General features: G+C 37.1%; 21 protein-coding genes, 1 pseudogene and 1 riboswitch. Of the genes and pseudogenes, 12 read left to right on the top strand and 10 right to left on the bottom strand.

What is annotated here, in order from left to right:
• Window positions 1-7: 7 nt before the first annotated feature.
• Window positions 8-1,564 (top strand): histidine kinase N-terminal 7TM domain-containing diguanylate cyclase, encoded by a 1,557-nt coding sequence (locus AM499_RS13225; protein WP_231687456.1) that lies wholly within the window; start codon window positions 8-10, stop codon window positions 1,562-1,564.
• Window positions 1,565-1,618: 54 nt separating this feature from the next.
• Here AM499_RS13225 and AM499_RS13220 read toward each other — a convergent pair whose 3' ends face one another.
• The 5 genes from AM499_RS13220 to AM499_RS13200 form a co-directional block, all read right to left on the bottom strand.
• Entirely contained in the window at window positions 1,619-2,188 is a 570-nt protein-coding gene (locus AM499_RS13220; protein ID WP_053590660.1) for a manganese catalase family protein, read from the bottom strand.
• A gap of 15 nt (window positions 2,189-2,203) precedes the next feature.
• Window positions 2,204-2,470 (bottom strand): spore coat protein CotJB, encoded by a 267-nt coding sequence (locus AM499_RS13215; protein WP_053590659.1) that lies wholly within the window; start codon window positions 2,468-2,470, stop codon window positions 2,204-2,206.
• Window positions 2,467-2,673, bottom strand: a complete 207-nt coding sequence (locus tag AM499_RS13210; protein ID WP_053592203.1) for a spore coat associated protein CotJA — start codon at window positions 2,671-2,673, stop codon at window positions 2,467-2,469. The genes AM499_RS13215 and AM499_RS13210 overlap by 4 nt, the downstream gene beginning before the upstream one ends.
• Before the next feature lie 94 nt (window positions 2,674-2,767).
• The gene (locus AM499_RS13205; RefSeq protein ID WP_053590658.1) at window positions 2,768-3,652 is read right to left on the bottom strand and encodes a DMT family transporter; all 885 of its coding nucleotides are present in this window, start codon (window positions 3,650-3,652) and stop codon (window positions 2,768-2,770) included.
• A 28-nt stretch (window positions 3,653-3,680) separates the two neighbouring features.
• Entirely contained in the window at window positions 3,681-4,595 is a 915-nt protein-coding gene (locus AM499_RS13200; RefSeq protein WP_331457245.1) for an AEC family transporter, read from the bottom strand.
• 109 nt (window positions 4,596-4,704) lie between these two features.
• Here AM499_RS13200 and AM499_RS13195 point away from each other — a divergent pair, with 109 nt between their 5' ends.
• From AM499_RS13195 to AM499_RS13150, 10 genes are all read left to right on the top strand, one after another.
• Window positions 4,705-5,463, top strand: coding sequence for a DUF2935 domain-containing protein (locus AM499_RS13195; protein WP_053592202.1), 759 nt, complete (start codon window positions 4,705-4,707; stop codon window positions 5,461-5,463).
• A gap of 312 nt (window positions 5,464-5,775) precedes the next feature.
• The gene (locus AM499_RS13190) at window positions 5,776-6,342 is read left to right on the top strand and encodes an NADPH-dependent FMN reductase (protein WP_053590656.1); all 567 of its coding nucleotides are present in this window, start codon (window positions 5,776-5,778) and stop codon (window positions 6,340-6,342) included.
• A gap of 435 nt (window positions 6,343-6,777) precedes the next feature.
• Window positions 6,778-7,548 carry a 3-hydroxyacyl-CoA dehydrogenase gene (locus tag AM499_RS13185; protein WP_053590655.1) on the top strand — a complete coding sequence of 257 codons (771 nt, stop codon included), beginning with the start codon at window positions 6,778-6,780 and terminating at the stop codon, window positions 7,546-7,548.
• A 44-nt stretch (window positions 7,549-7,592) separates the two neighbouring features.
• Complete coding sequence (locus tag AM499_RS13180) at window positions 7,593-8,744, top strand: thiolase family protein (RefSeq protein ID WP_053590654.1); 1,152 nt, start codon at window positions 7,593-7,595, stop codon at window positions 8,742-8,744.
• Between the two features lie 13 nt (window positions 8,745-8,757).
• The gene (locus AM499_RS13175) at window positions 8,758-9,906 is read left to right on the top strand and encodes an acyl-CoA dehydrogenase family protein (RefSeq protein ID WP_053590653.1); all 1,149 of its coding nucleotides are present in this window, start codon (window positions 8,758-8,760) and stop codon (window positions 9,904-9,906) included.
• A 137-nt stretch (window positions 9,907-10,043) separates the two neighbouring features.
• Window positions 10,044-10,475, top strand: a complete 432-nt coding sequence (locus tag AM499_RS13170; protein ID WP_053590652.1) for a MarR family winged helix-turn-helix transcriptional regulator — start codon at window positions 10,044-10,046, stop codon at window positions 10,473-10,475.
• A 23-nt stretch (window positions 10,476-10,498) separates the two neighbouring features.
• Complete coding sequence (locus tag AM499_RS13165) at window positions 10,499-11,434, top strand: ring-cleaving dioxygenase (RefSeq protein WP_053590651.1); 936 nt, start codon at window positions 10,499-10,501, stop codon at window positions 11,432-11,434.
• Window positions 11,435-11,451: 17 nt separating this feature from the next.
• Window positions 11,452-12,060 carry a flavin reductase family protein gene (locus AM499_RS13160; protein ID WP_053590650.1) on the top strand — a complete coding sequence of 203 codons (609 nt, stop codon included), beginning with the start codon at window positions 11,452-11,454 and terminating at the stop codon, window positions 12,058-12,060.
• A 114-nt stretch (window positions 12,061-12,174) separates the two neighbouring features.
• A complete protein-coding gene (locus AM499_RS13155; protein ID WP_053592201.1) occupies window positions 12,175-12,591 on the top strand; it encodes a MarR family winged helix-turn-helix transcriptional regulator in 417 nt (138 codons plus the stop codon).
• Window positions 12,582-12,929, top strand: a complete 348-nt coding sequence (locus AM499_RS13150; protein WP_053590649.1) for a DUF3147 family protein — start codon at window positions 12,582-12,584, stop codon at window positions 12,927-12,929. Before AM499_RS13155 ends, AM499_RS13150 begins: the two co-directional genes overlap by 10 nt.
• A gap of 32 nt (window positions 12,930-12,961) precedes the next feature.
• On the opposite strand, the gene AM499_RS13145 is transcribed toward AM499_RS13150, so the two are convergent.
• The 5 genes and pseudogenes from AM499_RS13145 to AM499_RS13125 all read right to left on the bottom strand — a co-directional run bounded on the left by AM499_RS13145 (window position 12,962) and on the right by AM499_RS13125 (window position 19,777).
• Window positions 12,962-13,270, bottom strand: a complete 309-nt coding sequence (locus AM499_RS13145; protein WP_053590648.1) for a hypothetical protein — start codon at window positions 13,268-13,270, stop codon at window positions 12,962-12,964.
• Between the two features lie 982 nt (window positions 13,271-14,252).
• Window positions 14,253-15,354 (bottom strand): annotated as a pseudogene (locus AM499_RS13140) (5-methyltetrahydropteroyltriglutamate--homocysteine S-methyltransferase).
• A 1-nt stretch (window position 15,355) separates the two neighbouring features.
• On the bottom strand, window positions 15,356-16,543 hold the full coding sequence (metC, locus tag AM499_RS13135; RefSeq protein ID WP_053590647.1) for a cystathionine beta-lyase: 1,188 nt from the start codon (window positions 16,541-16,543) through the stop codon (window positions 15,356-15,358).
• Entirely contained in the window at window positions 16,540-17,661 is a 1,122-nt protein-coding gene (locus AM499_RS13130; RefSeq protein WP_053590646.1) for a methionine biosynthesis PLP-dependent protein, read from the bottom strand. The genes metC and AM499_RS13130 overlap by 4 nt, the downstream gene beginning before the upstream one ends.
• A gap of 157 nt (window positions 17,662-17,818) precedes the next feature.
• A riboswitch (SAM riboswitch) is annotated at window positions 17,819-17,925 on the bottom strand.
• A gap of 109 nt (window positions 17,926-18,034) precedes the next feature.
• Window positions 18,035-19,777, bottom strand: a complete 1,743-nt coding sequence (locus tag AM499_RS13125) for an ABC transporter ATP-binding protein (RefSeq protein ID WP_197275555.1) — start codon at window positions 19,775-19,777, stop codon at window positions 18,035-18,037.
• 191 nt (window positions 19,778-19,968) lie between these two features.
• Here AM499_RS13125 and AM499_RS13120 point away from each other — a divergent pair, with 191 nt between their 5' ends.
• Window positions 19,969-21,342: an ABC transporter permease gene (locus AM499_RS13120; RefSeq protein ID WP_082355372.1), complete on the top strand. Its 1,374-nt coding sequence runs from the start codon at window positions 19,969-19,971 to the stop codon at window positions 21,340-21,342.
• Window positions 21,343-21,360 lie beyond the last annotated feature (18 nt).

Raw genomic sequence — 21,360 nt, 5'->3', positions numbered from 1 at the left:
AATCATTTTGACATACATATTCATCGTTATAATGGCTGGCACGCTCAGTTTGTTTTTAAGCTTATACGCACAAATAAATATTAAGGATGCTCCAGGTGCCAAGTCGTATGTTATAGTTACTTTTTTGTCATCAGTCTTCACTTTCGCCTACGCTTTTGAATTAGCTAGTACCACTTTACAACAAATGAAGTTTTGGCTTAGTGTCGAGTATCTTGCTATGCCTTTTATCCCTGTGTTTGTCCTATTAATGTGTTTGGAGTATGTAGGGCATAAGCTGAAGCACTGGGTATACTATGTTCTGTTTCTTATTCCTTTCACGACTATTTTCATGATGCAAACAAATAATCTACATCATCTATACTACACATCTCTAAATTTAGAGAATACTAGTACCTCTCCTATACTAAAACTTGATTGGGGTCCATGGTTTTATTTTCACTCTATCTTTGTTTTCTTGTGCTTAATCATATCTATCGTTGTATTACTTAGACAATTTAGAAATGCCTTATTTATGTTCCGAATGCAGATTTTATTGATGGTTGCGGGACTACTTACTCCTATCATAGCGAACTATTTTTATTTAAATGGGTGGAGCAAAGGTATCGATTTAGGTCCTGTCTCTTTAAGTATCACCTTTCTCTTTCATGGTGTGGCTCTTATTTCATTGAAAATGTTCAATGTAGCCCCAATTGCCAGAGATAGTGTATTTGAAAGTATGAAGGAAGGAGTTATTGTTATTAATCAAAACCAAGTAATTGTCGACTTCAATCAAGCGGCGCTAACTATTATTCCTGCATTGAGCGAGCAGCAAATAGGTAAAACAATTAATGAGACTCTAGGAAATAAATCAAGCCTTTCAGAAAAAATAAAGGCTGAGCAGGAGTGCGACTACACGATGTCTTTAGACGAGAAAGTTTTACATTACCGAATAAACTTTTCTCCGATTCTGAATAAAAATGGATTACATGTTGGGAAAATTATTACCTTTATTGATGTGACAGAGAGAGTGAATATGCAGGACAAACTAAAGAAGCTAGCTAGTTTGGATGGCTTGACTCAAGTATTGAATCGAACTTTTTTTATGAGAAAATCGGAAATGATTATGGACCATCTAATACTGAATGGTGGTAGTATCTCGGTAATCATGTTTGATATCGATTACTTTAAAAAAATTAATGATACATTTGGACATGAAGCAGGGGATTTAGTATTAACGCAAGTTACCAAAACTGTCCAAGAAGAATTACATAATACAGAATTTATGGGCCGTTATGGTGGAGAAGAATTTATCATATGTATGCCAAAAACCTCTTTAGCAGAGGCTAGTGCTCGTGCTAAAAGCATTCGAGCGGCAGTAGAGGAAAGCTATACGATTTTTAATGGTGAAAAAATTATGGTAACTTCAAGCTTTGGAGTCTCTAATGCTATTGTTGAAGAAGGGGAGGATCGTTATTCTCTTTCAGACCTAATTCGGCAGGCAGATATGGCTTTATACACTGCCAAAAACAATGGAAGAAATTGCGTAAAATCTTATGAGGAAAACAATATCTATTCATATAGTTAGGGGTATTACAGGAGTATTACGGGTGCCAGGCACCTGCAATACTCCTGTAGCAATTTAGAATACTTTTTTGCGGTCTCTTTCGTCTTTTATCATCTCTACTGCTTCCCGGAAGCGGAGAGAGTGAATATTTTCTCTTTCTCTTAAAAATCTTAAAGCATCACTAACGCCAGGGTCATCGGAGATATCGATTAACCATTGATAGGTTGCGCGTGCTTTTTCCTCCGCTGCAATGTCTTCATATAAATCTGCAATTGGATCTCCTTTTGCCTGGATATATTCCGTTCTAAATGGCACTCCTCCCGCATTTTCATAAAATAGTGCATGGCCATGATTAACAAAGTGGGCGCCAAGACCAGCTTTTTCTAGTTGCTCTGGTGTCGCGTCTTTCGTTAATTTATAAATCATCGTTGCAAGCATTTCCAGGTGAGAAAATTCCTCTGTCGAAATATCCGTAAGAAGACCAATTACTTTATCTGGAACCGTGTACCGTTGATTCATATATCGTAGAGCGGCAGCGAGTTCTCCATCAGCACCACCATATTGCTCCATTAAATACCTAGCAAGCATAGGATTACATGTAGTTACTTCCACTGGATAAAGCAGTTTTTTTTCATAAACCCACATGGCGTTTCCCCTTTCTCATCGTTGCCATGGCCATGGAGGTGAATTCCATTGCCAGCCGACTTCAATTGCTTGTTTGGAAGGGACCGATGTTAATGAAAGTGGTCCGTATTTACTTTCATAGTGTCTACGAACTCTAGCTGCTTCCTTTATTGCGTCTCTCCACTGATTTCGTGCGTCCTCATCATCTGGATGTGTATCGGTATATAAGGTTAGCTCCACTACGACAAAATCCAGTTGCTGCACTTTTTTCAACAAGTTCCACTCATCGTCATACACATTCATGAAATTCCCTCCTCCCGAAAAAATCCATCGACAAATGCAGGCCAGAGGGACCCATGCATGAGCGCTTCCTCAGGAGAAAATTGAGGGAGACCAGGTTGTTGAAAGTTTGTGTAAACTTGTGGAGGTAAAACAAATTTCTTTACTAACATAGGTGGACAGGGGTCTCTTGGCGATACATAAGGCTTGTAACTACCTCGGAACATTGAACGGTCCAAATGACATCACTCCTTCTGTTCATCCTATGTGAGCAAAGGCTCGTCTGATTCGTAGTGGACAACGTCAAAAAAAAGAAGGGAATTATCCCTTCTTACTAGTTAGGTAAACACCCAATATGGTGAAAAATCCTCCAACTATATGGAACAATTGAATAGATTCTTCAATGAATAAAACGGCGAATACTGTAGCAAAAACAGGTATTAAATTCAAATAAATGCCGGCTTTATTCGCTCCTATTTTCACTACTCCTGTGTTCCATGAGAGGAAGGCGACGATGGAGGCAAAAATCCCTGTATAGAAAATAGCAGAAATAGATTTTATAGACCAGATTACATTAATAGCTGGATTCCATGTTTCGTAAAGGAAAAAAGGAAATAGAATAAAGATTCCCACTAAAATAGTTACTTGAAAGGTAGAGTGAACGGGAAGTCTTTGTGAATATTGTTTCACTAAGATGGAATAAATGCTCCAACAAATAACGGCCGTAACTACTAACAAGTCTCCTCTATTAAATGACAACTCAAGGAAACTTTTAAAAGAACCTTTGGAGATGATACATAACAGACCTATCAAAGAAACAAACGTACCCAGTAATTGATTTTTATTTAGTCTCTCCTTAAAAAAAACAAAAGATATGATATAGATAAGGATTGGTGTAGTCGTATTTACTATGGAAGCATTTATAGATGTTGTATAATGCAGGGCTAAATACAGAAATGCGGTAAATCCTACAATTCCCGTTAAAGACATTGCTAATACAATTTGCCAATATCTCTTTATTAACTTCCATTCCTTTTTCAAGGGGTTCCAAACAATTGGTAAAAAGATGATAAATGCTAAGCACCATCTTATAAAAGCAAATGTAAAGGGAGGTAATTCATCCGCAACAGCTCGTCCATATGCGAAATTCCCTCCCCATAGTAGAGTAGCGATTATTAGTAATGCAATAGGTGGAACACTATTCATGAACAAAACCCTTTTCTCAAAATGTAATTTATACCCCTAAAAAAAATAGAACGAGTGGGATGCTGATTATACTTATTAATGTTGTAACAAAGGTAGTGAAAGAAACGAGATCTGGTTCAGTGCCAAATTGGAGCGCAAGAAGTGTTGTATTCGCTGCAGTTGGCATTGCCGCTTGTATGATAAACACTGTTTTAATCAGATCATTAAGTGGCATGAAATAAACAATTACAACTGCAAGTAGAGGTGATACAACCATTCGTATAACAGTTACAGCTGAAACAAAACGATAAGCTACTTTTTTACGAGAAATAACTGCCAGCTGCATTCCAAGAACAAGCATAACAGTTGGGATTGAAGCATCTGCTACAAGGCTGATTCCTTCCATTATTACTTGAGGTATCGTAATGGACGTTAATTGTAAAACAATACCTGCAACAGCTGTGTAAATAACTGGCATACGTATTACTTTATGAACAGACTGCTTCCAAGTAGCTTTTTCTTCTCCTCCAAGAGAAGCAAAAAAGATTCCAAACGTATTTATGATTAGGCCATGTAAAACCATAATAACAACGGCATAATCAAACCCTACAGCACCTAAAGCAAAAAGTACAACTGGTGCCCCGTAATTACCACTGTTCGGAAACACTGCCCCAAGTATGATTGCTGCATATTGAGGACGAGTAGTTTTCATTATGCGAGCAGTTATCCAGGAAACAAGCAATAGTGTAAAAGTAAGCAATAAACAAGCTAGTACAATATAGAAATAATCTATCGTCAATTCATTCGTATAAAATGTCCGAAAAGCTAAGAATGGGGACATCAAATAAAGTGCGGCACTGGATATAGATTTAATGTCAAAGCCAATTAATCTTTGTCCCATATAGCCAATAAAAAATATTAAAAATACCGGTAAAATAATTAAAATTAATTCCAAAAAACTCACCTCTACAAATATATTACATTTATATATTAGGTAATGGCAATAACTTCTAGTAATTTATACTGGGCATTGGCATATATAGTAAGAGTGTCAAAAAGGGGGAGGGTTTTTGCTGGGAAAAACATTCGAAGAGTCAGCGCTGTATGAACTTCATTTCTGGTTAAAAGTGTTGGAGGACCACGGAAGATTTATTCATGATTCATTGGCTCCAAGTGAGAAGGAAAAAATTGATGCTGCAAGTTCATTTATTAAAAGATTTAGCCAGTTACTTACTACTTCCAAACAATCCTTATCGAAACAGGAATTAATAACTTTGGCCGCTAAGGCGAAAACATCAAGTGAAAAAATACGTGCATTTAAATTATATTTATTAAAAGAACACTTAGTTGGTAATATTAAAATCGCTTTGCCACCAACTTTCATCAATCATATGGTCAATGAAGTAGAAGAAGCGATACGTGTGTTTTCCTACTTAGAAAAGGGTGAGAACGTTCCTATTGTACATCTACTGCACCATGATTTACTATGGCTATTAGATGCTGCCGGTCACGCAGGTGCAATAGATGCAAATTTGGATAGTGTAGAGAAAAAACTAAAAGAAAAAGGTCAACAATTTATGAAGGAATGGGAAGACTTCTATTTGAAAGCAGTTGAATTTGCTGGTTATTTACGTACCAATATTGAAAAGTTTCCAGCCTTAGATAAATTCCACGATGATGTAGAATTAGAAATGAAAATATTTAAGATGTTTCTAAAGGAATTAGAAGAAATGAGAATAAAAAAAGAAGCTCTTGGAACTTTTACGCCGCTCATGGCTGATCATATGGCGAGAGAAGAGACCTATTATTTAACAAAGCTAGCGACCACATAAAAACCTCACTATTAGTGAGGTTTTTTTATTGGCAACTATTCCATAATGATTTATACCTTTAAACTCAGATATTTCCTGATATTCCTCGCTATTTCTGGAGGTACATACTCAGAGTAAGACGTTTAAAAAGTGTCTTGAGAGAAAAATTTGTAGAATAGGCAGAAGAATTGACACTTTCAAAAATATAATTTATAGTTATTTTGAATTCAAAATATGTCATAATGAGATATATTAATTCAAAGTAGAGGTAGTGATTAGGTTATGGGTTTTATAGACAAATTATTTGGTAGAACCAAAGAGGAGGAAATAGTAATGACAGTAGAAAAATTAAGAATTGGTATCGTAGTTGGTAGTGTACGTCAAGGACGTAATGCGGAAGCAGTTTCTAAATGGATGTATGACTTTGCTACAAAACGCAACGATGCAGATTATGAGTTAGTAGACCTTGTAGATTACAAATTACCATTCTTAGGGGAAGAACTTCCTGCAGATAGACAAGATGCTGCTAATACAGCAATTAAATCTTGGTCAGACAAAATGGCTTCATTCGATGGTTTCATTTTTGTAGCACCTGAGTATAATCATGCAATTGGTGGAGCTCTTAAAAATGCACTTGATTACCTTAAACCTGAAGTTGCAAACAAAGTAGCTGGTATGGTAGGTTACGGTAGCTTAGGTGGTACACGTGCACATGAAAATCTTCGTTTAATCTTAGGTGAACTTTCTGTAGCAGACGTTCGTACTGCAGTGACATTCTCACTTATGTCTGATTTTGAAAACATGAGCGTTTTCAAACCAGCTGAATACCATGCAGCAAATGCAAACCAAATGCTTGATGAAGTTCTTGCATGGGGCGGCGCTTTAAAAACAATTCGCTAATTTAAATAAAATACCTAAAAAATGCCAAGTTGAGTTTACTATTCAACTTGGCATTTTTTTGTATTTTATTGCTCTGATGATAGTGGAGCGGAGGCGCTTGCCTCACTCTGAGCCTCCTCTGGCCGTAGAAACAATTTTATCAAAGATGGAATTCTACATCTGCTTTCAAAATAATAGATTGACAATACATTAATAGAATTCTACTTTATTTCTTATCAAGACTGGCATTCGTGCCCTTCCAGCCGCTTGGTACGCTCTAAGTTGCATCTTACAAAGTGAAAAATCATCCGTAATAAATTTCAGAGTCATTTCATAGATTAATCTCGCTTAAATTATTAGAATAATTAGAAATATAATATAAAAAGAGTTATAGTTTACTTACAAGCTTTTAATTAGGAATATCCGTCTTATAAAAAAAATTCTGGGGTGATGAATATGAATATTAAAGGGAAAATAGCGGTCGTAACTGGTGGTGCATCTGGTTTAGGGCTAGGAACAGTTACAAGTTTAGTAGAGCAAGGAGCCAAGGTTGTAATACTTGATATTAATGAAATCAATGCAAAAAAAGCATGTGATGAGCTGGGTCAAAACGTATTTTATTTCATTGTAAATGTGTCCGATCCAGAATCAGTGCAGTCAGCCATTCAACATACAATCGAGCGACACGGAGCTATTCACATTTGTATTAATTGTGCGGGGGTTGGAACGCCTCAAAAAACAATTGGGCGCTCAGGTGCTATGCCTTTAGAAAATTTTAAGCAAGTAATTGATATTAACTTAATAGGTACTTTTAATGTTTTAAGGCTAGCTGCAGCAGAAATGACAAAAAACGAGCCTCTAACTGTTGGGGGAGAACGTGGAATCATTATTAATACTGCATCTGTTGCAGCTTTTGATGGTCAAATGGGGCAAGCGGCTTATGGTGCAAGTAAGGCAGGGGTAGCTGGAATGACATTACCTATTGCACGTGATTTGTCTTCTTATGGAATAAGAATAAATACGATTGCTCCAGGATTATTCCGCACACCAATGGCAGCGTCTTTACCAGATAAAGTAGTGGAAAAATTAGAGTCGATGGTCGAGTTTCCAAAACGGTTAGGACGACCAGATGAGTATGCATCACTAGTAAAGTTCATCATCGAAAATGAGTATATTAATGGTGAGGTGATTCGTCTTGATGGTGGGATTAGAATGTCACCGAGATAAGTACTAGTTTGGAAGGTTACTTACAAAGAAGGGTGGACAGAATAATGAGGGAAGTCGTAATAGTAGACGGTGTTCGAACAGCGGTAGGGCGTAGAAAAGGGGTTTATGCTAATTATAGATCGGACGAACTTGCAGCAGTTGTTCTAGATGAGCTTGTAACACGTATAGGTTTAGATAAGGCGGAAGTGGAGGATGTAATCTTAGGATGTGTCACCCAATCAGGAGAACAAGGTGGTAATATTGCAAGAACTGCAGCGTTGATTGCAGGATTTCCAATTCACGTGCCGGGTGTAACAATCGATAGACAATGCGGCTCCAGTCAGCAAGCGGTTCATTTTGCTTCACAAGCAATCGCATCTGGTGATATGGACATTGTGATTGCTGGAGGCGTAGAAAGTATGACGCGGGAGCCTATGTTTTCAAATATTGGAGATACTAAACCGAGTTCTAAACTAACCGAAAAATATGAAATTATCAATCAAGGATTATCTTCAGAAAGAATGGTAAAGAAGTGGAATTTAACACGGAATGAGCTGGATCAATATTCTTCTGATAGTCATAAAAAAGCATTAGAAGCAATTAAGAATGGTCACTTTAAAAAAGAAATCGTGCCGATTGAAATACTTCAAGAAGATGGTAGCGTCAAAATAGTTGATATTGATGAAGGGCCAAGGGATGGTTCATCGCCAGAAGTACTAAATCAATTAAAAACGGTATTTGATGAGGAAGGCGTAATTACTGCAGGGAATGCGAGTCAAATGAGTGATGGTGCTTCTGCTGTTTTGCTTATGTCTCAAGAAAGGGCAAACCAACTCGGCCTAAGACCAAAAGCACGCATTGTTGCTAGAAGTGTAACAGGATCAGATCCTACGCTAATGCTAACGGGTCCAATTGAAGCTACTAAAAAAGCTTTGTTAAAGGCTGGACTGACGATTGGCGACATAGACACATATGAGGTAAATGAGGCATTTGCCCAAGTTCCACTTGTTTGGTTGAAAGAGACAGGGGCGGATCCAAAAAAATTAAATCCAGATGGAGGAGCAATCGCACTAGGACATCCATTGGGAGCAACAGGAGCGAAGCTTTTAGTAACTATTTTGCATAGATTAGAACGTACTGGTGGTCGTTATGGGCTTCTAGCCATTTGTGAAGGCATGGGAATGGCCAATGCAACTATTATTGAACGGATAGAATAAGGGGGGATTGAATTTGGCAAGGTATCGTTTTGAAACGGAAGACCATGAAATATTTCGTCAATCGCTTCGGAAGTTCCTTCAAAAAGAAGCTGTCCCCTTTTACGATACTTGGGAGAAACAAAAAGCGATTCCTATTTCTTTTTGGAAGAGGCTAGGAGAGATGGGATTTCTCTGCCCCCAAGTGGAAGAGGAATTTGGAGGACTAGGGCTAGATTTTAGTTATAGTGTAATTATTTCTGAGGAGTTAGAGAGAGTAGGGACTAGTTTAGTAGGAGTCGGTCTACATAATGATATCGTCGTTCCATATATTGAGTCTTTTGGATCAAAGGAACAAAAGCAGCGTTGGCTCCCCAATTGTATATCAGGTGATTCGATTACAGCCATCGCAATGACCGAGCCAGGAACCGGATCTGACCTAGCTAATGTTCAAACGACTGCTATTTTGGATGATGAGCACTATGTGTTGAATGGTCAAAAGACGTTTATCACAAATGGTATTAACGGAAGTTTATTTTTGGTTGTTGTTAAAACAAATCCAAAAGCAGAACCAAAACATAAAGGTATAAGTCTGCTCATGGTAGAAGAAGGAACTCCCGGTTTTACAAAAGGTCGAAAACTTGATAAAGTAGGACTTCACGCACAAGACACTGCCGAATTATATTTCGAGGATTGTCGAGTACCAATTGGTAATTTAATTGGAGAAGAAGGGCATGGCTTTAGTTATTTGATGGAAAAACTACAACAAGAAAGGCTAGTAGTTGCTATTACAGCACAAATTGCTTCCGAGGATATGTTGGAAATAACTATGGAATATGTGAAATCTCGTAAAGCATTTGGTAACGCTGTGTCATCCTTTCAAAATACACAATTTAAACTAGCGGAGATGGCGACAAAAATAGAGCTAGGGAAATCATTCCTAGAGTCACTAATTGAGGATCATCTTGCTGGAAAAGACGTCGTGACAAAGGTGTCAATGGCTAAGTATTGGTTGACTGAAACGGCTCGTGAAATTTCCGTAGAGTGCATGCAATTACATGGAGGCTATGGCTATATGGAAGAATACAAAATAGCAAGAAGATATCGTGATATACCAGTCGCCTCTATTTACGCAGGTACTAACGAAATTATGAAGGTAATCATTGCAAAAAATTTAGGGTTATAAAAATTAGACCTCATTTCATTGTCTAAAGGACAGGGGAATGAGGTTCCTTATTGTTTGACATCAAAATAAAAAAGGTATATAATATCTTTAATTCAAGATAAACGAATTCAAAGTAAAGTGAGAGGAGTGGGAAAGATATGGGGGAGAATTTATCGTTAAAATCGTTTGTTGTTTTGATGAAAGCATCTAAATCTGTGCAAGATCGGACGAAAAAAGACATTAGTAGCTATGAAATGCATACATCTGAATTCACGGTGTTAGAAGCCCTATATAATAAAGGAAAACAAACGGTACGACAAATTTCAGATTCAGTGCTTATTAATTCGGGTTCCATCACTTACGTAATCGATAAATTAGAAACAAAGGGTTTATTAGAGCGATTAAATTGTAAAGAAGACCGTCGTGTTGTCTATATTCAAATTACGGAAGCTGGTAAACAATTTATGGATGAGATCTTTCCAAAGCATGTATCCGTAATTGAAGAAATCTTTTCAGGAATAACGAAAGAAGAAAAGGTTGTATTGATCGATTTATTAAAAAAAGTTGGAAAGAATAACAACAGTCACTAAATAATAAGAGAGGAAATTGTAAAATGAAAAAAACAGCAGGAATACACCATATTACGGCAATTGTAGGACATCCACAGGAAAATGTCGATTTTTATGGAGGGGTTTTAGGACTAAGGTTAGTGAAGAAAACAATTAATTTCGATGACCCAGGAACATATCATTTATACTTCGGAAATGGTGGAGGAAAACCAGGGACAATTATTACATTTTTTCCATGGGTTGGCGCTTATCAAGGGAAAATTGGGGATGGACAAGTTGGTGTGACATCTTATGTGATACCAGTTGGGGCAATGCCTTTTTGGGAAAAAAGATTGGAAAAATTAGGTGTTCTTTTTAATAAGGAATCACGCTTTGGAGAAACTTATATTACGTTGGAGGACCCACATGGCCTCCGATTAGAACTAGTGGAAAGAGAAGATGGTGAAGCTAACAATTGGACTTTTGGTGATATTACCGCTGAAGTAGCAATTAAAGGTTTTGGTGGAGCAATATTGTTTTCATCACAACCAGAAAAAACTGCAAAAACACTAGAAGAAGTGATGGGCTTTGAGAAAATTGCAGAAGAAGGTGATTTAATTCGTTTCAAATCAATTGGTGAAATCGGGAATGTGATCGATTTAAAAACGACATCTAGAGGCCGTGGGCAAATGGGTGTAGGCACAGTTCATCATATTGCTTGGAGAGCTGAAGATGATAAAGATCAACTAGATTGGCAGCAATATGTAGGCAATCATGGATATGGAGTAACCGAAGTAAAAGATAGAAACTACTTTAATGCAATCTACTTCAGAGAGCATGGCGAGATATTATTTGAAATCGCAACGGATCCTCCAGGATTTGCTCATGATGAATCGCTTGAAACTATGGGCGAGAATTTAATGCTACCTTATCAATATGAAAAGTATCGAGAACGATTGACCAATGAGTTAATTCCAATCAAAATAAGAAACTTTGACTAATTTGAGGAGGAATCCATTTGCTTTCTTTTGATCCGAAAAAAAGGACAGAAAGAGAAAATTATAAATTGTTAATCGGTAGTATAGTTCCTAGACCGATTGCATTTGTCACTAGTTTGGCGAAAGATGATACGATTAACGGTGCACCCTTTAGTTATTTCAATATTGTTTCGTCTAATCCGCCAATGATTTCCCTTGCGATTCAGCGGAAAAATGGAGAACGAAAAGATACCGCACGAAACATTTTAGAAAGAAATGAGTTTGTTGTCCACATTGTGGATGAAGAAAATGTAGAAAAGATTAATATAACTGCTGTCTCGCTGCCTCCGAATGAAAGTGAAATCAAAAAAGCTGGGTTAACCTTGGCATCAAGTGAAATAATCGGTACTCCAGGAATCAAAGAAGCGAAAGTTAGGTTTGAATGCACTTTAGAGCAAATTATTGAGTTGGGTGAAGGTCATTCTATAGGAACGGATCTCATTATAGGAAAAATCGTTCGTTTTCATATAGATGAATCTATTTACGAAGACGGCAGAATCAATCATCAAACACTTGGAGCGGTTAGCCGTTTAGCAGGTTCTAACTACGCTAAAATTGGTGAAGTATTTTCGATAGAAAGACCAAAATAAGATAGATAAGATTACCTCCGAAGACCGAATGTCGGTATTCGGAGGTTTTTTTTGCTATTTATTTATATCGTATGTTACGATATAAATAAATATTATTTTAGGGAGAATACAAAGGTGACCGGGCAAATAACGAGGCTAAATCAATATTGGACAGATATTTATTTTTACTTACATTATCCACATGAGGATAAAATCTCCCATCAGGCAGTACGTATACTTCAGCTTATAGAAAAAAAACAATTTGTTGGCGTGAATGATGTAGCTATTTTTTTACAAATTTCGCCTAATACAGCATCAGAACATGTAAAGAGATTATTGGAGAAAAAATATATTAAAAAAGAAAAGAGCGCCGAGGATCAAAGGAAAGTAAGTTTAACTTTAACTGAGCTAGGCAAAAGCGTGTTACATCGAAATACGAGTTTGGATGAGGAAAAATTAAAAATAGTACTAGAGCAGCTATCGAACCAAGAAAGAATGATGATTGAGAAAGCATTAGAAATATTAAGTAAGGGTGCGAATAAATGTATGTAATTGTGAAAATAATGATTTCTGCTATTTTAATAGGGATTGTAACAGAAGTTTCGAGAAGGTTTCCGACCTATGGCGGAATAATCGCTGCGCTTCCTTTAGTTAGCCTTTTAAGTATTATATGGTTATATGTACAAGGTGAACAAACTACTGTGTTAAGTAAGTTTGCATTAGGAGTTCTTTGGGGATTTCCTGCTACTGCAGTGATGTTGTTAATTGTTTATATCTCCTTACAAAATTCTCTTCATTTATTCGTGTCTATCGGATTAGGGATTTGTGGATGGCTTTTGTTTTTATTTGTACAAGACGTTACGATTGATTTTGTCAAAGGATTGCTCTAATTAGAAAGGCTGGCAAAGAGCCAGCCACAATTTTATAAATTTCCTGCGTGTTTCCATTTAGTAGGTGTTCCAGCTTTAGGGCAATTTGGGAATGTTGCTCCTGCTTCTAATTCTAATTCATCTCCGTCTTCATCTACATATTTACCAGATTCCGTTACCTTATCTCCAGAATTATGATAATGACTTTCCGAATGCTTCCAATAGGTCGAAATTTCCGATTCTGGGCAAGAAGGAAATTTATCGCCCTTATATAATGTTTTCGTAATACCAGCTTCGCAAGTGTATTCTCCTGTTTCTTTTACGATGTCGTCTGTTGAGTGTTCATATAGATGATTGGTCATATAATATTCCTCCTTCAATTAATAACGTATAATTTATTTACCCATGAAGTAATTAATAAAACATTAGGAAAACAAAATCATACAGTACGATTAAAGATATCAACAAGTTCTCCACAACTTGGAGCAAGAGAAAAGTGTGCGATCAGAATAAAATCACACACTACAGACTGTAGCCAAACTCGAATTTATTATATTGGATAGTTTAGGTTTTCCGAAGCTTACCGCTCGCTTTCCGCGGGCGAGCGCCGAGCCGCTTGGGCCAACAGGTTGTTGGTCATGCAATCGTTGCCGCAGGACGCGGCGAACTTAGATTGCCATCCTCTACTTCGCTCCTGCAGGGTCTCGTCTGTCTCGCTTTTCCTGCAGGAGTCGAGCGGACGCTTCTCCAAACCGATAAAATGCTACCTTATTATTTCTATATACTCAGGAAGAATAATATTGAAAATGATGACACAATATTAACTTAATGAACGAAACCACTTAGCTAACGGCCTTTTGTCTTCAATCCGAAAGATATAATATATCTCTAAATATTTTTTTGTAGGAAAAAAATATTCAAAAATTAATGGCAGCCTTCAGTATTCACACAAAGTGAACTTGCTTTTACTATTTGAAAATTAGGAAGCCATATGTTGATTGAAACGGAGGACGGCGACTCCAGCGGGAACAGCGTGTCCAAGTGAGACCCCGAAGGAGCTTGCGACGAGGAGGCTCACGGACCGCCCGCGGAAAGCGTCCGCCCGTAGTGAAATTCAACTAAATAGGTTATTTATATTTATTGTAAGAAAAAAGACTGTAGTTCAAACACGAAGATATTCGAGTTTGTCCCCAGTCTAAAGTGTGCGATTAAAATAAAATCACACACTTTTTATGTTAATTTATGAAGTTAACTCTTTTTTGGGGGGAAATGGTCGGTCTATTGAATAAACTAGTCGCTTTATATCTTATTTGGTTGCTCTTATCCACACTTTACCAACATATTTTATTTCCAAACGTCTTCTGCGATTTGAACGACATGGCGGATTTTTTCCCATTGTTCTTCTTCTGTAAGAATGTTTCCTTCCTCCGTAGAAGAGAAGCCGCATTGTGGACTTAAGCATAACTGTTCTAGAGGCACATATTTTGTTGCTTCTGCAATTCTTGCTTTTATTTGGTCCGCGTCTTCTAAAGCACCATGTTTGGAAGTTATTAAACCAAGTACGATATATAAATCAGAACGGTTCACATGACGAAGTGGTTCAAAGTTTCCAGAGCGCTCATCGTCAAATTCTAAGAAAAGACCGTCTACATTTAGTCCACCAAAAATCGTTTCCGAAACCAACTCATAGCTTCCGCTCGTAATATATGTAGAACGGAAATTACCACGACAAATATGCATAGTTACGAGCATATCATTAGGTCTTTTTGCGATGGATTCGTTGATGGCGCGTGCAGAAAGTTGAAGAGCATGATCCAAATCTAAACTGCGTTCTTTTAAAGAAGCAATGCCTTCCTCAGAAAAAGAGGTTGCCCAAGATGTATCATCGATTTGTAGATATCGACAGCCCTCATCATATAATGCCTGAATTACGTCTTGATATGCAGCGATTAAATCATTAAATAAATCTTCGTCACTGCTATAAATACCTTCTTCAATTGTTGCTCTATAGTAAAGAATATTTGGGCTCGGGATAGTAAACTTAACAACGGAGTCTCCAGCAATACTTTTTAGAAACTTGAAGTGATCAATCATATAATGAGTGCTAAAACTGATCTTACCTGTTACTTTAATACCGTGTGCTCTAGTTTGTACTCCTTTAAAGGAGAGTCCTTTATCTGTTTCATAGAACTCTACTCCATCAAGGCCTCCTAGAAAGTCAAAGTGCCACCATTTACGACGAAATTCCCCATCTGTAACGGATATTAACCCTGTCTCTTTTTTCTACTAGTTTTATAATCTCTTCGTTTTCGATCTGTTTTAATTGATCTGCAGTAATTTCTTTATTTTCATATTGTAAACGAGCCTGTTTTAAACGTTCTGGACGTAAAAAACTTCCAACGTGATCTGCTTTAAAAGGCGCTTTATGTACTAATTGATTTGTCATGTTAAATTCCAACTTTCTCTATTAGTTTTGCAGCTACTAGAAGTGCTTGGTCGAAGTCTGCTATTAAATCATCTACATTTTCTAAACCAACTGAGAATCGAAGTAATCCATCAGTGATTCCTCGTTTTTCCCGTTCCGATTTTGGCATAGCGGCATGGGACATCTGGGCAGGGTGGGAAAGAATAGATTCCACTCCGCCAAGACTTACAGCGAAAACAGGAATCTGAACACTTTCAACAAATGCTTTTGCTATTGCTTGCGTAGGTAAACGGAAGGAGAGGACTGCCCCAGGGCTTGTTGTTTGCTGTGCATGAATTTCATATCCTGGATGGGATGTTAACCCTGGATAATAAACTTCTTCGACTAAAGTATGATTGTTTAAATAGGCAGCAATCTGTTGGGCTGAATCTGCTGATTTTTCAAATCGAACGCTCAACGTTTTAATTCCTTGAATAAGTGAAAATGAATCTTGGGCACCTAAAATCGCACCGAATGAATTTTGAAGGAATGCTAATCGTTTTCCAAGTTCCTCATCTTTTGTAACAGCTAGACCTGCAATTATGTCACTGTGTCCTGATAAAAATTTAGTAGCGCTATGTAAAACTACATCTACTCCAAGGTCGAGTGGACGTTGGTAAAGTGGTGTCATAAATGTATTATCTAAAAAGGTTAGGCAATTGTTTGCTTTAGCGAGCTCCACGATTCGATTAATATCCGTTATACCTAGACATGGATTGGATGGTGTTTCAATATAAATCAATTTTGTATTGGAGCGAATCGCTGAAGCAACGGATTCTAAATCCGTAAAATCAACGAAAGTATGCTTAATTCCAATACGAGGCAATACCTCGGTTACAAAACGAAATGTACCTCCATAGACATCTTCTGTAATAACAATATGATCACCTGCGGATAGGAGCATGAATGCGGAAGAGATTGCAGCAAGTCCGGAGGAGAATGCTAAACCTCGAGTACCACCTTCTAGTTCAGCAATCGTTTTTTCTAAAGCATCTCTCGTTGGATTTCCAGAACGGCTATAATCATATGGACCAAATTCATCAAAGCTTTCTTGATGGAAGGTAGAGGACAGATAAATCGGGACATTGACAGCACCAGTTTTTCTCTCTCCATGCCCACGAGTTGATGCCACGACAATACTCGTTTCTAATGACTCTTTATATCCACTCATTTTACGGACACCTCACTTTCCAATAATGCAAAAACTTGTTTCAAGTCTTTTATTAAGTCCTCTGCCTCTTCAACACCGACAGAGAAGCGTAGTAGGCTGTTATCTACACCACGTGCTATACGTTCTTCTTCTGGAATTTCCGCGTGTGTTTGAGTTGCGGGATAGGTGATAAAACTTTCCACTCCTCCAAGGCTTTCTGCAAAAACGATTAATTGGAGGTTTTCAAGAAAGGGATTAATCCATTCACTTTTTTGTAAGCGGAAAGAAAGCATTCCGCCTTTTCCAGAATATAAAACATCCTTTACTACTGATTCATTTTGTAAGAATTTAGCAATCTTTTTTGCATTTGCATCATGCTGTTTCATACGTAAGTGAAGTGTTTTTAACCCCCTTATTAATAACCATGAATCAAATGGAGAAAGCACTGCACCTGCTGCATTATGATTTATTAGTAATTTTTCACCTATATCGGTGCCTTTAGAAACAACGAGACCAGCAAGAACATCGTTATGGCCGCCAATGTATTTTGTGCCGCTGTGAATAACAATATCGGCACCAAGTTCAATTGGGCGCTGTAAGTAAGGGGTTAAGAATGTATTATCCACGATTAATAATAAATGATGCTTTTTAGCTAATGTCGCATATTGCTCTATGTCGATTTCTTGCATTAACGGGTTAGTAGGCGTTTCTATAAAGATTGCTTTTGTGTTTTTAGTAATGAGGGCTTCTACTTCTTGAACAGTTTCAAACTTTGAATAGGATGTGCGTATATTGTAGGAATCTGCGTACTGATTAAATAAGCGATAAGTCCCGCCATAAAGATCCTCTGGGGCAATCAGTTCATCACCTGATTTAAATAGAGATAATACCAATTGAATTGCAGCCATACCGGAACTACAGGCAAATCCCGCATCTCCAGCTTCTAGCTTCGCGATGCCTTCTTCTAATATAGCTCTTGTCGGGTTTTTTGTACGTGTATAGTCATAACCAGTTGATTGACCAAGTCCGGCATGCTTGTAAGCGGTAGATAAATAGATTGGTGGATTTACAGCTCCTGTCTTCGAATCACTATGGTTCCCTAATTGTACTAGCTGAGTTTCTATACTCTTTTTAGACATCATTATTCATCCTTTACTATTAAATTATTCATGCGCAAGCGCAAGTTCCTTCTGCGACGAGCTTTTGCGCAGGAGCAAGACGCTGGAGTCTGCGAGAAATAAAAAAAGAGGATTCTCTAATAAGAAGAGAATCCTCAATAAAATACTGAAGTTAGTCTTCTTATCTTCAAGACGTAGAACGTCTATTGGAATTAGCACCACACCTTTATTGGGCTGGTTGCTGAGACATCTTCGGGCCAATCCCTCCGTCTCTCTTGATAAGAAATAAAATATAAAATTTTCAAAAAATTAATTTAGGTAAGTTTATCACGGGATGAATTTTTATACAAGGTCTTTTTTTATGTGTATTTCTAAATAGTACAATAGGAGGTGCTTAATTTTTCGGTATAGCAACCCAATGTCCTTTGGAGACTTCTAGTAATTCTGATTGTGATAATTGATATCGATCTTTTTCCCGATTTTCTTCCATTAGTGATCGTTTTTTCTTTGCTTCAATTTTAGGATCTGGAATAGGTATCGCTGCTAATAGTGATTTTGTGTATGGGTGCAATGGGTTAGAGTACAATTCTTCACTTTCTGCAAGCTCGACAATTTTTCCTGCATACATAACTGCCACTCTATCACTAATATGCTTGACCATCGATAAATCATGGGCGATAAAGAGATAGGTAAGTCCCAACCGATGTTGAAGGTCCTCAAGTAATTCAACAATTTGTGCTTGGATAGAAACATCTAATGCGGACAATGGTTCATCACAAACAATAAAGTCAGGTTCTACTGCTAGTGCTCGAGCAATTCCTATTCTTTGTCGCTGCCCACCTGAAAACTCATGTGGATACCGCATTGCATGCTCTGGTTTTAATCCAACCATTACAAGCAATTCTTCTACTCTATTTTTTCTTTCCTCATTATTTTTACTCAACTGATGAATATCTAATGCTTGCCCTATAATATCAAGGACTTTAAAGCGTGGGTTTAAAGACGAATAGGGATCTTGAAAGATCATTTGCATATGACGTCGCATTGTTTTCAATTCATTTTTGTTTAATCTGTTAATGGCTATACCCTGATATAATATGTCTCCATCTGTCGGCTCGTGAAGTCGTAAAACAGCTCTACCGGTTGTAGACTTTCCTGATCCAGATTCTCCAACTAAGCCTAACGTTTCTCCCGGTTTTATGAAAAAGCTGATATCATCGACTGCTTTTAATACATTGCCTTTTCCAGTATTGAAATGTTGTTTTAGAGACCTAACATCGAGTAATGGTTTTCCTTCTTCTATTCCAATAGAGCGAAGAGGGAGACGTTTAGGTTTTTTCTTTTGATCCAGACGAGGAAGGGCATTGAGCAATCTTTTGGTATAAGCATGTTGAGGGTTTTCAAAGATCTCTTCTGTTGTTCCAGTTTCAACAATTTCCCCATCCTTCATTACTGCAACCCTGTCACACATACCTGCGACAACTCCTAAATCATGGGTGATCAAAATAATGGATGTTCCAAAACGTGTTTGCATATCTTTCATCAGATTTAATATTTGTGCTTGAATCGTTACATCAAGTGCTGTAGTCGGTTCATCTGCAATTAGTAAAGTAGGTCGACATGCAAGTGCAATTGCAATCATGACACGTTGACGCATTCCCCCAGAAAACTCATGCGGATATTGATTAAAACGTTCTTCACTATTTTTAATGCCTACAAGTTTAAGTAGTTCAACTGCTTGTTTGTATGCTTCCTTTTTAGATAACTTTTGATGTTTAGTTAAGCTTTCAGCGATTTGCTTTCCAATTCGGATAGTAGGGTTTAGAGAGGTCATAGGATCTTGGAAAATCATACTAATATCTCTTCCACGAATACTTTCCATTTCTTTTTCTGATTTATTTACCAGATTTTCACCGAGGAACTCAATTTCTCCGTTTTTCAACAAGGAGGGAGGTGAGGGAAGAAGTCTCATAATGGAACGGGCAGTAACACTTTTTCCGCTACCAGATTCTCCAACAATACCTAAAGTTTCTCCTTTCTTCACGTCAAAACTGACACCTCGTACAGCTTCAAATTCTTTGTCGCTGGTTAGAAACGAGATATGTAGATCTTTTACTTTTAAAACCGTCTCCAACATAAACACCTTCCTAATTCTATATGTAATTATTTAAAATCCATTGACTTAATAAAAGTTCGAATCTATACTATACTATACCACTTGGATTTATACAATATAGGAAAGGAGGTAAATAGTCGTTGGGGTTAAATAAAGAGCAATCCGTCAATTTTGATATATCCGATCATCTTGCATTCATTTTCGGGAAATTGATGCAGAGAGCGCCGTTTAAATTCTTGTTGATAATTTTAGGATTTCCGTTGCATTTTATCACTTTTTTTTATTATCAATTGAAAAAGAAGAACGATACATATTTTATTATTTATGAAAAAATGAATGCTTCCTTGAAAGACTCGGGTCTAAAAGAAGAGCTGAAGAGAGAATTTGCAGACCAATATGTGCGCAAGCATGCTTTCTTTCGTGAAAAAGTTAATGAACAGGAAATGGAGAGAGAAGTAGAAAAGCTTGCAGAGGAACGATACACAAAAGTACTCTCTGAGAAGATAGAGGAACAGTATGAGCAAAATGGATTAAAAAAGCTAACGTATGTTTCTTATTTTCAAAGTTTACTTAATAAAAAGTCATTTTTAGTTGTTTCATTTATACCTGGGATACTTATGTATCTAATACTAATTTTGTATAGTAACGCTTTTGTTAAGTTTATCTTTGAACGACTAATTATGAGTGTATTTGTTATAGCAGGTGTATCCATTCTAGTATTTACTATTCTATATTTATCTCCTTTTGATCCTGCAGCTAATATCTTGGGAGAAGCAGCGACGAAAGAGCAAATTGCAGCTTTCAATCAGATGCATGGTTTGGATCAGTCTTACTTGGCTCAATTATGGGATGCACTAAAAGGAATAGCTATGTTTGATTTAGGAGCTTCTTTTAATGGAAATGAAGAAGTAGCCACAAGTATTGCGAATAAATTCCCAATTACCTTAACTATTGCAATTTTTTCATTGTTAATGGCGATTGTTATTGCAATACCAGTAGGAATAATTTCAGCTACTAGACAAAATACGTTTTTAGATTACTCTTTCATGTTTGTTGCTTTAATTGGATTATCTATTCCTAACTTTTGGCAAGGTCTAGTGTTTATTTTAAATTTCTCGATTAAATTGCAGTGGTTACCTGCAACCTATAATCCTCAAAATTTGTTGTCGATCATTATGCCGGTCATTGTTCTTGGAACCGGATTGACGGCATCTGTTGCAAGGATGACACGATCCTCCATGTTAGAAATTATTAATGAGGATTATATTATTACAGCAAAAGCCAAGGGGCTAAACGAAAGACAGGTACTTTGGAAACATGCAGTTGGAAACGCAATGATTCCTATTATTACAGTAATTGGTTTACTGTTTGGTGATATGCTCGGAGGAGCAGCAGTAACCGAGAAAGTATTCAATATTAGTGGTATAGGAAGTTATATTGTTGATAAACAATTCGTTCCAGATATACCAGCGATTATGGGTGGGGTAATTTATATTGCCATAACCATTTCTTTAGTAAATGTGCTCATCGATATTTTGTATGCGTTTTTTGATCCTCGCATTCGATCTAAGATGAAGCAACTGTAAAGAGAAGTAGGTGTAAAG

The organism is Bacillus sp. FJAT-22090 (genome assembly GCF_001278755.1).
Lineage (GTDB): Bacteria > Bacillota > Bacilli > Bacillales_A > Planococcaceae > Psychrobacillus.
The sequence above is the reverse complement of the archived record's forward strand: the minus strand, read 5'-3'. Positions and strand labels throughout refer to the sequence as shown.